This is a genomic window from uncultured Anaerococcus sp. (assembly GCF_947253225.1).
Taxonomy (GTDB): domain Bacteria; phylum Bacillota; class Clostridia; order Tissierellales; family Peptoniphilaceae; genus Anaerococcus.
The window spans coordinates 1-13,972 of record NZ_CAMXYR010000041.1; the positions used below are offsets into that span (position 1 = coordinate 1).

The window sequence follows — 13,972 nt, forward strand, 5'->3', positions numbered from 1 at the left end:
GATTGTACCAATGTTAATATGTGGTTTTACTCTTTCAAATGTTTGTTTGCTCATTTAATCCTCCTAATATACTCATATAAACTATAATACCATAAAACGCTTAAAAGTTCTATTAATTTTATTATATCTGATAGTTTCTTATTTTAAAGTAATTTATAAAAATTTATAATAATTTTTTTCATTAAAAACTTGCATTTATTTTTATAGCTTGTATAATCTTAAGTGTGCCACTTTAGCTCAGTAGGTAGAGCGCATCCATGGTAAGGATGAGGTCCTCGGTTCAATTCCGGGAAGTGGCTCCATTTTTTTACCAATCTTATTAAAGATTGGTTTTTTATTAGCTATTTTACTTGAAAGGTTAGATTAAATCTAAGAATACAAAAAAGCTATTAAAGAATGATTTCCTAATAGCTTTTTATATGTTATTATTTATTCAAACAATCAGGGCATATTCCCCTATATATTACTTCAACATTATCAATTTCATAATCTTTTAGATAAGGTGGATACTCAATATCATCTACATTCAAATCCTCTATCATCCCACAAGACTCGCATATAAAATGACCATGATTAGTCTTCTTAAATTCATATCTTTTACTAGACATATTAAAGTCAAGTTCCTTTACGAGTTTATGCTCCACCAAAAGATTTAAGGTATTATATACTGTAGCCTGGCTTATGACTGGATCGATTTTTTTCAAATCCTTATATATTGTATCAGCCGTAGGGTGGCTAGGATTCATTATCAAGTAATCTAATATCAGTAATCTTTGGTGTGAAACTCTAATATTATGACTTGCTAATAAGTCCTTCAACTTAGGTAGCCTATCTTCGTATTCTTCTTCTCTTAGTTTTTTTATTAACTCTTCCACACTTTTCCTCTTTCTAATATTAGAATTATTCTATAATAATAGTATACAAGAAATTATTAAAACTGTCAATTCTTTAAATTAAAAGACCCTCATAGAGGGTCTCAATTTAAGTTTAATTAAGCTAATTCTACTTCAGCACCAGCTTCTTCTAATTTAGCCTTAAGTTCTTCAGCTGCTTCTTTAGCAACGCCTTCAGCTACTGCTTTTGGAGCTCCATCAACTAAAGCTTTAGCTTCTTTTAGTCCAAGTCCAGCTGCATCTTTAACAACTTTAATTACGTTGATTTTAGCAGAACCAGCTGATTTTAGGATTACGTCAAATTCAGTTTTTTCTGCTGCACCAGCTGCTGCTGCACCAGCTGCTGCTACTGGAGCTGCTGCTACTGCTGCTTGAGCTGTTACGTCAAATTCTTCTTCGATTGCTTTAACTAGGTCAGATAGTTCTAGTACTGTTAGTGCTTTGATTTCTTCTAATAAGTTTGTTACTTTTTCACTTGCCATTATAATAATTCTCCTTTAATGTGTAATTTTCAATTTTTTTATTCTTCGCCTGCTTGTTCTTTTTTCTCACGTACTGCATCAAGTGCAATTGCAATCTTAGCCACTGTGTTGTTAAGATCTCCTGCAAGTCTTCTGATTGGTGCTTGTAGTACGTTAGCTAGCATTGAGTGAAGTACTTCTGTTGGTGGCAATGATGCAATAGCCATCATTTGTTCACCATTTTGATAATTTCCTTCAACAAGACCAGCTTTAAGAACTAATTTCTCTTTTTGTTCGTCGCCTTCTTTTGTGTAGTCAACTGCAACCTTTGGGCCATTTACTAGATCTCCATTTGAGAAGATTAGAGCATTTGAGCCTTTAAGTTCATCAATAAGTTGGTCATATCCAAGTTCTTGGAAAGCAAATCTCATCATTGTATTTTTATAAACTTTGTATTCTGAGTCGCTATCTCTAAATTTGTTACGTAAGTCTGTAATCTCTTTTACATCCATACGGTCGAATCCAACTAATGTAACTGATTGAGCATTTTCGATTTTTTCTTTGATCTCATTAACTACAACTTGTTTAGCTGCTAAAGCTTTTTCGCTCACTATTTCACCTCCTATAGGCTTTGGTAGGTATATAAAAATCCCCACTTTAGGCGAACTAAGTCCACCTACATCGGTGGGGATGTAGACTCTTCTTCCCACCTATACGCAATTATTAAACAATACTGTCTGCGTAGTCTTTGGTAGCCTGTTTATTTGACTTAATTATTATATCACAAAATAAATTTATTGCAAATTTATTTTTCAACTAAATCCATAGCTCTTGCTGGAGATAATTTTACTCCAGGACCCATAGTTGATGCAAGTGTTATAGACTTCATGTATTTACCCTTAGCTGAAGCTGGTTTTGCCTTAGCTACTGCAGATATTAGACTTGCAATATTTTCAGTTAGTTTTTCTTTACCAAAAGAAACTTTTCCTGTTGGAACGTGAACAAGGTTTGCTTTATCAGTTCTGTATTCTACCTTACCAGCTTTGATTTCTTCAATAGCTTTTTTAACATCAGGTGTTACGGTTCCAGTTTTTGGGTTTGGCATTAAGCCTTGAGGTCCAAGAACCCTACCAAGTCTACCAACTGTTCCCATCATATCTGGAGTAGCTACAACAACATCAAAGTCTAACCATCCTTCGTTTTGAATTTTAGCTGCAAGATCATCTCCACCAGCATAGTCTGCGCCAGCTTGTAGAGCTTCATCTATTCTATCTTCTTTAACGAAAGCAAGAACTTTTTGTGTCTTACCAGTTCCGTGAGGAAGGATTACTGTTCCTCTTACTTGTTGATCTGCGTGTCTACTATCTACACCAAGAGCAAAGTGTAATTCTACAGTTTCATCAAACTTAGCGCTTGCTGTTTTTTCAATAATGTCTAGAGCTTCGTCTAGTGTATATTCTTTTGTTGAATCAAAAGATTTTTTCGCTTCTAAATATCTTTTACCTTTTTTAGCCATTTAATTCCTCCTGTGGTCTATTCGAGTAAACTCTCCCACTAATCTTCTACAGTAACTCCCATACTTCTTGCTGTTCCAGCTATCATACTTACAGCTGCTTCTAGGCTTGCTGCATTAAGATCTTGCATTTTTGTTTTTGCAATTTCTTCAAGTTGGCTTCTCTTAATTGAGCCTACTTTCTTTTTGTTAGGTTCACCTGAACCCTTGCTTAAGTTGATAGCTTTTTTGATTAATACTGGTGCTGGTGGTGTTTTTAATATAAAGTTAAATGTTCTATCTGTATAAATAGTCATTTCTACCGGTATAATCATTCCAGCTTGGTCTGCTGTTTTTGAATTAAATGCTTGCACAAATTCCATGATGTTGATACCATGTGGTCCTAGTGCTGTACCTACTGGTGGTGCTGGAGATGCTGCTCCTGCTGGTACTTGTAATTTAACTATTGCTTTTACTTCTTTATCTGCCATTTTTACCTCCTTGTGGTATTTCGGGTCTCCCCTCCCACTAACTTCGACAGTTACTAAATAGTTTCGATATCAGTAAAGTCCAAATCTATTAGGGTATCTCTACCAAACATATCTACGAACGCCTTAATAGTAGCTTTTTCCGCATCAACTTCTTCAACCTTGGCTACGAATCCTTCAAAAGGTCCGTTAATAATATTAACATTATCACCAACATTGACATTGATATTTGCTATAGGAGCCTCATCTTTTACTCCAAACTTTCTAACTTCTGCTGGAGTAAGGGCTACCGGCTTACCATCTGGTCCTACAAATCCTGTAACACCTTGAGTATTTCTGATTATGTACCAACTTTTGTTGGTGATATTCATCTTTACCATTACATAGCCAGGAAATAGCTTTCTAGTCTTTACCTTCTTTGAGTCATTCTTTACTTCGACATATTCTTCTGTAGGTACTGTAACCTCCAAAATATCTGGGTTTTGTTCATTGTCAATCATCATTTGGATTTTATCATTGACCCTGTTTTCATAACCAGTATATGTGTGGACTACATACCATCTAGCTGAATCTTTAATATTTTTCGATTCGCTTGTTTCAGATTCTTTTGTCAAAGTATCTTCATTAACTGATAAGTTTTCTTCTTTGTTTTCTGAGAAATCGTAAGAATCTGTCATATGCACCTACATTATAACTTGAAGTAGGGCTTGGAACACTTTATCCAAAAGCCAAATTGATATAGCAGTAGCTGCTGAAATCGCAATAACTATTGAAGAATACTCAAATGAAGCATTCTTTGTAGGCCATTGAATTTTCTTAAATTCCTTTGATACGCCAGAAAAGAAAGAATCTTTTTTCTTAGCCATAATATGCTCCTACTTTGTTTCTCTATGAACAGTGTGTTTTTTACAGAATGGACAATATTTCTTTAGTTCAAGTCTTTCGCTATGATGTTTTTTATTTTTTGTTGTATCATAGTTTCTGTTTTTGCATTCTGTACATTCCATTTTTACTTTATCTGCCATAAAACACCTCCTATTTATTTATACGGATACTTCCATACAATGTATGATATTACCACCTTTATAGACTTTTGTCAAAGATTTTATTCATTTTCTAATAGCTTTTTATAAAATATTTCTCTTTTACTTATAAGAAATTGCCTAATATCATCTAGGTCGTGGTTGGAGTAACATTGGTCTTCATAATCAAGCAAAATGTCTTCTATATCCTCAAGCTCATAGACCCCTTCATCATACATTTTGGCTATAAATTCCTCATCCTTTGTGTAATATACTTTTGGAGGATAATTTAAAAGCTTTGATGTATCAATGCTAATGTAAGAGTCTCTAGCATAAATTTTTCTTCCTACAACTAGAACAGCTTCTTTGATATTAATCTCTCTTCCAGAATAATAATCTTTCATTATAGGCTGAGTCCACAATCCTTAATTTTGTTTACAATTTCTTCTACGCAAGATTTTGCCAAAACATCTGTTTCTGCCTCAACCATTACTCTAACTAAAGGTTCTGTTCCTGATGCTCTTACAAGAACTCTTCCGCTATCAGCTAGTTTTGCTTCAACTTTAGCAATTTTTGCCAATACTTCCTTGTTATTCAAACATTCTTCCTTGTCTTTAACAGACACATTTACAAGCTCTTGTGGATAAATTTTCAGATCTTTTGTTAGAGAGTTTAGGTCAGTTTTAGCTTCAATCATAGCCTCCATTATTTTTAATGAGGTTAAGATTCCATCTCCTGTGTTGGCAAACTTCTTGTAGATGATATGGCCAGATTGTTCTCCACCTAGTTCATAGCCGTGTTCAACCATCTCTTGGTGCACATATTTATCACCCACTGCAGTTTTTACATAGTTGATTCCTAATTCATCGAAGGCCTTGTACAAGCCAATGTTGCTCATTACTGTTGTAACTACTGTGTTTGAATTTAGGGCTCCTTCTTTTTTCATGTGCTTGGCAGATATGTATAGGATTGTATCTCCATCGACAACATTTCCCTTATTATCAACAGCTATGCACCTATCGGCATCTCCGTCAAAGGCAAATCCTATATCCAAGTTATTGTCAAGTACAAATTTTTGTAGGTTCTCTATATGAGTTGAACCTGCATTGTTGTTAATATTAAAGCCATTAGGTTCTGCATTTATAACATGAGTATCTGCTCCAAGAGCATCGTAGACAGGTTTAGCTATTGTAAAGCTTGCTCCATTGGCACAGTCTAATCCTACTTTTATCCCTTCAAAAGACCTTGTAACTGTTTGGATAAGATAAGCAATGTACCTATTTCTTCCACCTATATAGTCAACACTTCTTCCTATATTATTTTCAACAGCAAGGTCTATATCTCTAATATCACTATCAATATAAGCTTCAAGAAGTTCCAAGAAGGAATCTTCCATCTTTTCTCCGTCCCTGTTTATAATTTTGATACCATTATCGTAGTATGGGTTATGACTTGCAGTAATCATTATTCCACAGTCGAAATCTTCTGTTTTTGTTATATAAGAAACTGAAGGAGTTGGTGTAACGTGCATGATGTGGGCATTGGAGCCAGAGGAAGTAATACCAGCACAGAGGGCATTCTCAAACATATAAGAAGACCTTCTAGTATCTTTGCCTATAAGGATTTTCCCATTTCCGTTTTTGCCTTTCCTAAAATAATCTCCCACAAATCTTCCAATTTTAAAAGCGTGGTAAACATTTAAGTTTTTATTAGCCTCTCCCCTGAAACCATCCGTTCCAAAATATTTCATTTATTTCTCCTTTTTAATTTTTACTACTTTGTTTTTTATATTATACCCTATTGATATATAAGAGAAAATTTGGGTACAAATTAAGAAAAGGAGTGAATAAGATGAATTTTGAAAAACTTAACAATGAGAAATTATATATAGATGGCAAGTACTTAGAAAGTGAGTCCCAAAAATGGATAGAGGTTGAAAACCCAGCTACTGGAGAGATTATTGCTAGGGTTCCTAAGGCTAGCCCAAATGAAATTAATCAAGCAGTTGAGGCTGCCTACGAAGCATTCAAGACTTTTTCTAAAACAAGTCTTGACGAAAGAATATCTTATATAGAAAAGTTTAAGGATTGGATGATAGACCACCAATATGAAATTATGGAGACAATTAAACTAGAACTAGGAGTGCCAATAAGAATTGCCAAACCTGGTCAGTTTGACAAGCAAATGAAAAGAGTTGATGTCTTTATTGACCAAGCTAAGAAAATCGACTATAGGATAGATATGGATGGTGGTTATGTTAGAATGGAGCCAATCGGGGTTGTGGCAAGTCTTACTCCTTGGAATTATCCTCTTGGTCAGATAATCATGAAAGTTATACCTGCACTTCTTATGGGCTGTCCAGTTGTCCAAAAACCTGCATCTGATACCCCTCTTACAGCTTATTTTGTAGCCAAGGCTTTTGATGAAATCGGCCTACCTAAGGGTGTGTTCAATTTAATAACAGGTTCTGGTGCCGAAGTTGGAGATATTTTAAACTCTCACCCAAAAGTTGCTATGGTTTCCTATACAGGTAGTCTAGCTGGTGGATCTTCTTCAGCCAAACACGCTATGAACACAGCCAAGAAGGTTGTTCTCGAACTTGGTGGCAAATCACCAGCAGTTTTCATCAAAGGGGCAGATATTAGGATGGGAGTAAAGCAAGTTTTAAATAGGGTCTATCTAAATGTAGGCCAAACTTGCTCCTGCCTATCAAGGGCAATAATAACTGATGATATCTATGATGATGTAATAAAAGAATTTATAGCCCAATACGATAATTATCCAGTAGGAAATCCTGATGACGATAGAACTGTTGTAGGAACTCTTGCAGGTAAAAAGCAATTTGATAGGGTGAAAGCTTTTATTGAAGAAGGAATCAAAGAAGGTGCCAGCCTTCTTAGAGGAGAAGTTCCAACAGAAAGTGATGTTGGATATTATGTAAAACCTGTTATTTTTACAGATGTCAAACCAGGAATGGCTATTCACGATAAAGAAATCTTTGGTCCAGTTCTTTCCATAATAAAGGTTAAAGATAAAAAAGAAGCCATAGAAGTTGCTAATGCTGTAGATTTTGGTCTTTCTTCAGCAGTCTTCGGTAATGAAGAAGAAGCACTTGAGATAGCCTATGAAATTAAGGCTGGAGATGTCTACCTAAATTCCAAGGGTGGAAGTCCAGAACTACCTTTCGGTGGTTACAAGCAATCAGGTATTGGCAGAGAAGGTGGAAAATTCGGACTTATGGAATATCTTGAGCCAAAGTCAATCCATACAGCCTAAGTTATCCTAGGTCTTGAGAGGGTTTATTCCCTCTTTTTTATTTGCTATAATTAATATATGAAAAAATTAGATTATTTACCAAGAACAGACATACAAATGATTCACATTGATGGAGCTTATTCTTTTGGAGTAGATTCAATAATCCTTGCAGATTTTTCCAAAATGAAAAAAGGGAAAGTTCTCCTTGATATAGGGGCAGGCTCTGGAGTTTTAGCCTTTCTTGCAAATAGCCTTTACCAACTTACCAAGGTTTATGCAGTTGAAATTCAAAAAGCTAAAGCAGAGCTATTAAAGGAAAATATATCCCTAAATAGGCTTACGAATGTTGAGCTTATTAATGATGATTTGAACAAAATAAATTTAGGAGAGAATTTTCTGGACTATATCATAACCAATCCTCCCTACTACAAGATTTCTGATAATATAGGAAATAAGGACGAAGAATTTCTTATATCTCGTCAAGAAAAATATCTTAACTTAGATAATATTTTCGCTTTTGCCAACAAAACCCTAAAGGATAGGGGCAAACTTTTTATGGTTCATAAACCAGAGAGGATGGTGGAAATTTTCCAAAAATCTGGGAATCTAAAGGTCAAAAGAGTTCGCTTTGTCCAATCAAGACCCAATGAAAAACCACAATTCATCCTAATTGAGTTTATAAAAAATGCCAAAGATGGACTAAAACTTGAGCCAACCCTAAATATTTATGAAGATGGAGATTATAGTACTGAGATGAAAATTATTAACGGTATAAAGGAGTAGAAATGGATTATCAAATATATTTTGTACCAACACCAATAGGTAACCTTGAGGATATGACAATCAGAGCAATTAACACCCTTAAGGAAGTTGATGTTATTGCCTGTGAAGATACTAGAGAAAGTAAGAAACTCCTTAAATATTATGAAATCGACAAGCCCCTTACCGCCTACCATAAGTTTAATGAGATGAGTAAGTCTGAAGAAATCATAAGAGAGTTGGATAAGGGAATGACCTATGCTGTTATTACAGACCAAGGAATGCCTGGAATATCCGACCCTGGTCATGTCCTAATCAAAAAATGTCAAGAAGCTGGTATTACTTACACAATTTTACCTGGAGCTAGTGCCATTATAACAGCCCTTGTTGGTTCTGGTCTTGATAACGAAAAGTTTACCTATTATGGTTTTATCCCCAAAAAGACTTCCGATAAAAAAACTTTTTATAAAAATTTACTAGACGAAGAAAAAACCTCCATAATCCTTGACACTCCCCACAATTTTGAGAAAACTCTAGCAGATTTTAAGGAGCTTTTTCCGCAAAGAAAATTGTGTCTTGGCCGTGAGATTAGCAAAAAATTTGAGGAATATAAACTTTCTAGGATAGAGGACCTTGATATTGAAAATATTACTCTTAAAGGTGAATTCGTCTTACTTCTTGAGGGTGGAGTAAGAGAAAAAGACAGCCTTTCTGCCTACAGAGAAAAAATCCTAGCCTTACTTAGCCAAGGTCTAAAAACAAAGGATGTTGTAAAAGAAATTAAGAATGAAGCCTCCCTAAGTAAAAATGAAATTTATGAATATGTCTTGGAGCTTAATAATGAGAAGAACTGATCGAGAAAAAGACAGTGTATTTGCAAAAAAAATTATAGATAAAGCTTCTTTTGGAGTAATGACAATTGAAGAGCGTGGATATTCTATTCCCTTGACTTTCGCAAGAGATGGCGATAAACTCTACTTTCATGGAGCGAGAGAAGGACTAAAAAACGACCTGCTTATAAAAAACGCCCGAGTTAGAATTGTTTTTGTTGGTGAAAACCACTTACCTGAACCTATTTCCGATGAAGATATCAGAAAAGACCCACGAAAACTAGCCAAACTATTTACATTAAAATATGAATCTGCAATTGTATCGGGAGCCTGTGAGCTGGTAAGTGATACTAATGAAAAAAACTATGCCTTAAAGTTGATTTGTCAAAAATTTTATAAAAGTTTGGATGCCTATATCGACAAGGCTATAGAAATGAGTGGCAAGCTTACCGCCTGCTATAGGGTTGAGATTGAATCAATCGAAGGGAAATCAAACATAAACTAGGGGGCTACCCGCCCCCCTATGACAATAATTATATGCTTTTTAATTTTATAATAGCTCCATTAATTGGCGAATATCATCTATCTTATAATCAGCTAATTCACCTTCTTGTGGCTTACCATAGCCATAGGAAGCAAAGACTGACTTTTGCTTATTTTCATAGGCTGCTAGTATGTCTTCTTTCCTATCTCCTACCATAAGGTAATCTTCCTTGACAGTTTGCCTTAAAATCTTGTATTTATCGATAAAGCCGAAATCTTCCCCAACAAGATATTTTGTAAAATACCTATCCAAGCCAAAAACCCTTCTTGCTTCTGTCATGTAAGCTCTTAGGCACTTACTAAGAATGTATAAGTCGTATTTTCCTTTCAAATACTCGAGTGTTTCATAAGAGTTTTCGTAAAGTGCCCCAGTTTTTTCTAGTTTTTCCCTAATTCTTTTACCATTTAAGTTTATTAAATAGTCCTTGTCGGAATCATCTTTTAAGATATCATCCCAACAAGCCTTGGGACTCATCCCAATATATTTTTTGTAATCAACCGTCTTTGGATCTATGCCAAGGTCTGTAAGAGTTTGATATAAGGCTTCCTTATATACTAATTCTGTCTTGTGGATTGTTCCGTCAAAATCGAAAATTACAATCATAAGATATCCATCAAGTTTACCATTTCTATAGCAGCAAGGGCAGCGTCACTTCCCTTATTCCCAGCCTTAACTCCTGACCTTTGGAGAGCTTGGTCGATTGTATCTGTTGTTATTACTCCAAAGATAACAGGCTTTTCACTTTCAAGGCTCACGCTTGCAACTCCCTTGGAAACTTCAGCACACACATAATCAAAGTGAGGAGTATCTCCACGAATGACCGCACCCAAACAAATCACAGCGTCGTAATCTTCTTTGTGAGCAAGCTTTTTAGCGGCTAGAGGGATTTCAAATGCTCCAGGAACCCTGATTATATCGATATTTTCTTCCTTAGTTTCGTGTCTTTTTAATGTATCAAGACAACCTTCCACAAGTCTATCGGTTATAAAATGGTTAAATCTCGCTACTACAATAGCAAATTTCTTATCCTTTGAAACTAAATTAGCACTAAAATCACGCATCTTTTCTCTCCTTAAATTCTTTTAATTCATGGCCCATTCTGCTAGCCTTAATTTCTAAGTATCTTCTGTCTGTGTCATTTGATTTTATCTCTATAGGACATCTCGAATCAACCTTGATTCCATAATTCTCAAGTTGGTTGATTTTATCAGGATTATTAGTCATAAGCCTTACTGATTTTACACCAAGTCTTGATAAAATTTCTGAGGCAATCTTGTAATCTCTCATATCCTCTGGAAAGCCAAGTTTGAGGTTAGCATCTACTGTATCAAATCCTTTTTCCTGAAGTTCATAGGCTTTCAATTTGTTAAATAGACCTATCCCTCTTCCCTCTTGTCTTAAATAAAGAAGGACTCCCTCTCCGTTTTCTTCAATATTTCGAAGGGCCTTATGAAGTTGACTTCCACAATCGCACCTTCTTGAGCCTAGAACATCTCCAGTTAGACATTCTGAGTGAATTCTTGTAAGAACCCCCTCTTTTTTAATATCACCCTTTGTAAGAGCAACATGCTCTTTACCAGTCTTTCTATCAAGGAAACCATAAGCCATAAAAGTTCCATATTCACTAGGAAGTTTTACAGGATTTGTTGAAATCACATCAACTTCTAAGTTTTTCCTATATTCTTGAATTTCGCTGACTGTAGTAACTTTCATATTTAGTTTTTCCGCTAGACTTATGAGGTCGTCTCCCCTCATCATATGTCCATCATCAGCCATTATTTCACAGCAAAGTCCAACTTCTTTAAGACCAGCAAGCCTCATAAGATCTATGGTAGCTTCTGTATGACCATCTCTTTCTAGCACTCCTCCATCCTTAGCAACCAAGGGAAATACATGACCTGGTCTTCTAAAATCACTAACCTTAGATGCTTCATCCGCTAAAGCTCTTATAGTTTCTGCTCTTTCAAAGGCAGAAATTCCAGTTGATGTATTAATATGGTCAACAGAAACAGTAAAGGCAGTTTCGTGATTATCAGTATTTTCTTTAACCATAGGGTCAAGGGACAATTTTCTTGCTATATCTTTTCCTATAGGTGTGCAGATAAGCCCTCTTGCATAGGTCGCCATAATGTTTACCATCTCTCCTGTAACTCTTTCCCCAGCACAAATCATGTCGCCTTCGTTTTCCCTATCCTCATTATCAGTAACAAGTATAATTTCATTATTTCTAAGGGCTTGTAAAGCTTCTTCTACTCTATTCATCTAAATTAGACCCAAAATTGAGTCCCTATCCTCCTTCTGTTCACTTCTATTTAATTTTTCAACTATTCTTGAAAATATATCTGTCTCCAAGTTGACCAAGTCGCCAACTTTTTTATTCTTTAGGTTGGTTCTCGCAAGAGTTTCTGGTATGAGGGAAACTTCAAAAATATCTCCTTGCTCAAAAGAAACTGTAAGAGAAATCCCGTCAATAGCTATAGAGCCTTTATTTACAATATATTTGCTGATATCTCTACTCGTCTTAAACCTATATACATTTTTATTAATTGAAATTAGCCTACCGACTCCATCCACATGGCCTTGGACAATATGACCATCAAGCCTATCCGAAAACCTCAAGGCTCTTTCAAGATTTACTTCCTTGCCCAAAAGGCTCCTATCGAACTTAGTTTTACTTAAAGACTCAGCCATTATATCTGCCTTATAGTAAGAATCTGTAAGCTCCGTAACTGTAAGACAAACCCCATCAGTCATTATGGAATCCCCAAGCTTAGTATCTTCCAAAACCTTTTTACAGGCAATTTTAACCTTGGTAGTTGAGGAATTTTGCCTAAACTCTACAACCTTTCCCAATTCCTCAGCAATCCCTGTAAACATTATTTACCTCGAACATCACATCACTTCCAAATCTTCTAATCTCATCAATCCTAAACTTCTTAGCCTCACTTATTAGCTTAGCTCCTTCTCCCATAAACGCCGACCTTGACCTAAGGCCAGAAACTATTATAGGTGCAATGAATTGATAAATTTTATCTACTAGGTTCTCTCTAAGAAAGGCATTGTTTATAACTGAGCCCCCCTCCACAAGAACTGACCCAATATCTCTCTGGTAAAGTTTGTCTAACAAATCTTCTAAGTCAACTCCTCCACCTTTAGTTTTACACCTAATAATTTCAGCGTTTATATCAAAGTCTTTAGTAGAATTTGTAGCTATAATAGTTTTATTATCCGAATTTTCCAGAAAAACTTCACTTAAAGGGTCAAGACTAAGACTATTCGTAACAATTATCCTATAAGGATTTACTCCTCCATCAATTCTTGAAGTTAATCTAGGATTATCACTAGCAAGGGTGTTTGCCCCTACAAGAATAGCATCATAATCATTTCTTAACTTATGGACAAAGGCCCTAGATTCCTCATTACTAATCCATTTAGAATCAAAAGTTTCAGTTGCAATCTTTCCATCAAGACTTTGGGCATACTTCAAAGCTAATAGAGGTCTTTTATATTTCATATTTAAGAAAAACTTCTCGTTTAGTTTTTTTCCCTCATTCTCCAAGACTCCTGTAATCACTTCAATACCAGCGTCTTTCAATTTTTTTATACCATCGACTTTGGGATTAGTATCCAAATTTGAAATTACAACCTTTTTAATCTTTCTTCTTATGACTTCATCCACACAAGGAGGATGTTTACCAAAGTGGGAACAAGGCTCAAGATTTACAACAAGAGTTCCACCTTCCGCAGCTTCTTCAAGATTATTAAAGCAATCGATTTCTGCGTGGTCTTGGTAAAAACTCCTATGGTAGCCCCTACCTATTATTTTTCCATTTTTAAAAACGATGGCTCCTACCATAGGATTTGTCAAAACCTTTCCCCTACCTTTAAGAGCAAGGTCAAAACACTCCCTCATTAAATTCTCATAATTCATCATTTCTCCTTTTGGGAACCAAAAAAAGCCCCCTTTCAGGGACTTAGAATTTATATATATGCAAAAATGAGCATAGAAAAACTCTTCTTTCATCCAGACTATACTGTCGGTATCGGAATTTCACCGATTCGGCTTACGCTCGCAGACTTTACTGCCGGTGGAGACTTGCACTCCGCCCTGAAGATTAATATTCTTATTAACTTAATATAAGTATAAGACATGGCTTAAATTTTGTCAAGGGAATTTTTGCATTTTTATGTAATAATTTTTAGATATTTGTATTTACCAATATTTACT

Annotated in this window: 19 protein-coding genes, 1 tRNA gene and 1 riboswitch; of the genes, 5 read left to right on the forward strand and 15 right to left on the reverse strand. The window is 35.3% G+C overall.

Features of this window, described 5'->3' with window-relative positions:
* The first annotated feature begins 226 nt into the window (after window positions 1-226).
* Window positions 227-302 (forward strand) — tRNA-Thr (locus Q0W95_RS05675).
* Between the two features lie 123 nt (window positions 303-425).
* Here the strand turns inward: Q0W95_RS05675 and Q0W95_RS05680 are convergent.
* From Q0W95_RS05680 to glmM, 10 genes are all read right to left on the reverse strand, one after another.
* On the reverse strand, window positions 426-875 hold the full coding sequence (locus tag Q0W95_RS05680) for a Fur family transcriptional regulator (protein ID WP_297790758.1): 450 nt from the start codon (window positions 873-875) through the stop codon (window positions 426-428).
* A 116-nt stretch (window positions 876-991) separates the two neighbouring features.
* On the reverse strand, window positions 992-1,375 hold the full coding sequence (gene rplL, locus Q0W95_RS05685; protein ID WP_297790760.1) for a 50S ribosomal protein L7/L12: 384 nt from the start codon (window positions 1,373-1,375) through the stop codon (window positions 992-994).
* A 38-nt stretch (window positions 1,376-1,413) separates the two neighbouring features.
* Entirely contained in the window at window positions 1,414-1,965 is a 552-nt protein-coding gene (gene rplJ / locus Q0W95_RS05690; protein ID WP_297790762.1) for a 50S ribosomal protein L10, read from the reverse strand.
* 194 nt (window positions 1,966-2,159) lie between these two features.
* Entirely contained in the window at window positions 2,160-2,870 is a 711-nt protein-coding gene (rplA, locus tag Q0W95_RS05695; RefSeq protein ID WP_297790764.1) for a 50S ribosomal protein L1, read from the reverse strand.
* A 38-nt stretch (window positions 2,871-2,908) separates the two neighbouring features.
* The gene (gene rplK, locus Q0W95_RS05700; protein ID WP_297790766.1) at window positions 2,909-3,337 is read right to left on the reverse strand and encodes a 50S ribosomal protein L11; all 429 of its coding nucleotides are present in this window, start codon (window positions 3,335-3,337) and stop codon (window positions 2,909-2,911) included.
* 53 nt (window positions 3,338-3,390) lie between these two features.
* A complete protein-coding gene (gene nusG / locus Q0W95_RS05705; RefSeq protein WP_297790769.1) occupies window positions 3,391-4,011 on the reverse strand; it encodes a transcription termination/antitermination protein NusG in 621 nt (206 codons plus the stop codon).
* Between the two features lie 6 nt (window positions 4,012-4,017).
* Window positions 4,018-4,200, reverse strand: coding sequence for a preprotein translocase subunit SecE (gene secE, locus Q0W95_RS05710; protein ID WP_297790771.1), 183 nt, complete (start codon window positions 4,198-4,200; stop codon window positions 4,018-4,020).
* Window positions 4,201-4,209: 9 nt separating this feature from the next.
* Complete coding sequence (gene rpmG, locus Q0W95_RS05715) at window positions 4,210-4,359, reverse strand: 50S ribosomal protein L33 (protein ID WP_004836270.1); 150 nt, start codon at window positions 4,357-4,359, stop codon at window positions 4,210-4,212.
* 80 nt (window positions 4,360-4,439) lie between these two features.
* On the reverse strand, window positions 4,440-4,760 hold the full coding sequence (locus tag Q0W95_RS05720; protein WP_297790773.1) for an aspartate 1-decarboxylase (aspartate alpha-decarboxylase): 321 nt from the start codon (window positions 4,758-4,760) through the stop codon (window positions 4,440-4,442).
* Window positions 4,760-6,106: a phosphoglucosamine mutase gene (gene glmM, locus Q0W95_RS05725; RefSeq protein WP_297790775.1), complete on the reverse strand. Its 1,347-nt coding sequence runs from the start codon at window positions 6,104-6,106 to the stop codon at window positions 4,760-4,762. Before glmM ends, Q0W95_RS05720 begins: the two co-directional genes overlap by 1 nt.
* A 101-nt stretch (window positions 6,107-6,207) precedes the next feature.
* Here glmM and Q0W95_RS05730 point away from each other — a divergent pair, with 101 nt between their 5' ends.
* From Q0W95_RS05730 to Q0W95_RS05745, 4 genes are read left to right on the forward strand one after another with little or no spacing between them, the layout of a single operon-like run.
* Complete coding sequence (locus Q0W95_RS05730; protein ID WP_297790777.1) at window positions 6,208-7,632, forward strand: aldehyde dehydrogenase family protein; 1,425 nt, start codon at window positions 6,208-6,210, stop codon at window positions 7,630-7,632.
* Between the two features lie 57 nt (window positions 7,633-7,689).
* On the forward strand, window positions 7,690-8,394 hold the full coding sequence (locus Q0W95_RS05735) for a methyltransferase (RefSeq protein WP_297790779.1): 705 nt from the start codon (window positions 7,690-7,692) through the stop codon (window positions 8,392-8,394).
* A gap of 2 nt (window positions 8,395-8,396) precedes the next feature.
* Window positions 8,397-9,224: a 16S rRNA (cytidine(1402)-2'-O)-methyltransferase gene (rsmI, locus tag Q0W95_RS05740; RefSeq protein ID WP_297790781.1), complete on the forward strand. Its 828-nt coding sequence runs from the start codon at window positions 8,397-8,399 to the stop codon at window positions 9,222-9,224.
* Window positions 9,211-9,705, forward strand: a complete 495-nt coding sequence (locus tag Q0W95_RS05745; protein WP_297790783.1) for a pyridoxamine 5'-phosphate oxidase family protein — start codon at window positions 9,211-9,213, stop codon at window positions 9,703-9,705. The genes rsmI and Q0W95_RS05745 overlap by 14 nt, the downstream gene beginning before the upstream one ends.
* A 45-nt stretch (window positions 9,706-9,750) precedes the next feature.
* On the opposite strand, the gene Q0W95_RS05750 is transcribed toward Q0W95_RS05745, so the two are convergent.
* Genes Q0W95_RS05750 through ribD form a run of 5 tightly spaced genes read right to left on the reverse strand, consistent with a single transcriptional unit; the run spans window position 9,751 to window position 13,675 of the window.
* A complete protein-coding gene (locus tag Q0W95_RS05750; protein WP_297790784.1) occupies window positions 9,751-10,347 on the reverse strand; it encodes an HAD hydrolase-like protein in 597 nt (198 codons plus the stop codon).
* Window positions 10,344-10,805, reverse strand: a complete 462-nt coding sequence (gene ribE / locus Q0W95_RS05755) for a 6,7-dimethyl-8-ribityllumazine synthase (protein WP_297790785.1) — start codon at window positions 10,803-10,805, stop codon at window positions 10,344-10,346. The genes Q0W95_RS05750 and ribE overlap by 4 nt, the downstream gene beginning before the upstream one ends.
* Window positions 10,798-12,006, reverse strand: coding sequence for a GTP cyclohydrolase II (gene ribA / locus Q0W95_RS05760; protein WP_297790787.1), 1,209 nt, complete (start codon window positions 12,004-12,006; stop codon window positions 10,798-10,800). The genes ribE and ribA overlap by 8 nt, the downstream gene beginning before the upstream one ends.
* On the reverse strand, window positions 12,007-12,621 hold the full coding sequence (locus Q0W95_RS05765; RefSeq protein ID WP_297790789.1) for a riboflavin synthase: 615 nt from the start codon (window positions 12,619-12,621) through the stop codon (window positions 12,007-12,009).
* Window positions 12,602-13,675: a bifunctional diaminohydroxyphosphoribosylaminopyrimidine deaminase/5-amino-6-(5-phosphoribosylamino)uracil reductase RibD gene (gene ribD, locus Q0W95_RS05770; RefSeq protein WP_297790791.1), complete on the reverse strand. Its 1,074-nt coding sequence runs from the start codon at window positions 13,673-13,675 to the stop codon at window positions 12,602-12,604. Before ribD ends, Q0W95_RS05765 begins: the two co-directional genes overlap by 20 nt.
* 77 nt (window positions 13,676-13,752) lie before the next feature.
* Window positions 13,753-13,864: riboswitch (FMN riboswitch) on the reverse strand.
* Window positions 13,865-13,972: the final 108 nt, after the last annotated feature.

Coding starts and splice junctions, on each gene's coding strand:
- glmM (WP_297790775.1), bottom strand. CDS start 6,106: ATGAAATATTTTGGAACGGATGGTTTCAGGGGAGAGGCTAATAAAAAC.
- Q0W95_RS05730 (WP_297790777.1), top strand. CDS start 6,208: ATGAATTTTGAAAAACTTAACAATGAGAAATTATATATAGATGGCAAG.
- rsmI (WP_297790781.1), top strand. CDS start 8,397: ATGGATTATCAAATATATTTTGTACCAACACCAATAGGTAACCTTGAG.
- nusG (WP_297790769.1), bottom strand. CDS start 4,011: ATGACAGATTCTTACGATTTCTCAGAAAACAAAGAAGAAAACTTATCA.
- rplK (WP_297790766.1), bottom strand. CDS start 3,337: ATGGCAGATAAAGAAGTAAAAGCAATAGTTAAATTACAAGTACCAGCA.
- rplA (WP_297790764.1), bottom strand. CDS start 2,870: ATGGCTAAAAAAGGTAAAAGATATTTAGAAGCGAAAAAATCTTTTGAT.
- ribA (WP_297790787.1), bottom strand. CDS start 12,006: ATGAATAGAGTAGAAGAAGCTTTACAAGCCCTTAGAAATAATGAAATT.
- ribD (WP_297790791.1), bottom strand. CDS start 13,675: ATGAATTATGAGAATTTAATGAGGGAGTGTTTTGACCTTGCTCTTAAA.
- Q0W95_RS05735 (WP_297790779.1), top strand. CDS start 7,690: ATGAAAAAATTAGATTATTTACCAAGAACAGACATACAAATGATTCAC.
- rplL (WP_297790760.1), bottom strand. CDS start 1,375: ATGGCAAGTGAAAAAGTAACAAACTTATTAGAAGAAATCAAAGCACTA.
- secE (WP_297790771.1), bottom strand. CDS start 4,200: ATGGCTAAGAAAAAAGATTCTTTCTTTTCTGGCGTATCAAAGGAATTT.
- Q0W95_RS05720 (WP_297790773.1), bottom strand. CDS start 4,760: ATGAAAGATTATTATTCTGGAAGAGAGATTAATATCAAAGAAGCTGTT.
- Q0W95_RS05750 (WP_297790784.1), bottom strand. CDS start 10,347: ATGATTGTAATTTTCGATTTTGACGGAACAATCCACAAGACAGAATTA.
- ribE (WP_297790785.1), bottom strand. CDS start 10,805: ATGCGTGATTTTAGTGCTAATTTAGTTTCAAAGGATAAGAAATTTGCT.
- Q0W95_RS05765 (WP_297790789.1), bottom strand. CDS start 12,621: ATGTTTACAGGGATTGCTGAGGAATTGGGAAAGGTTGTAGAGTTTAGG.
- rpmG (WP_004836270.1), bottom strand. CDS start 4,359: ATGGCAGATAAAGTAAAAATGGAATGTACAGAATGCAAAAACAGAAAC.
- Q0W95_RS05745 (WP_297790783.1), top strand. CDS start 9,211: ATGAGAAGAACTGATCGAGAAAAAGACAGTGTATTTGCAAAAAAAATT.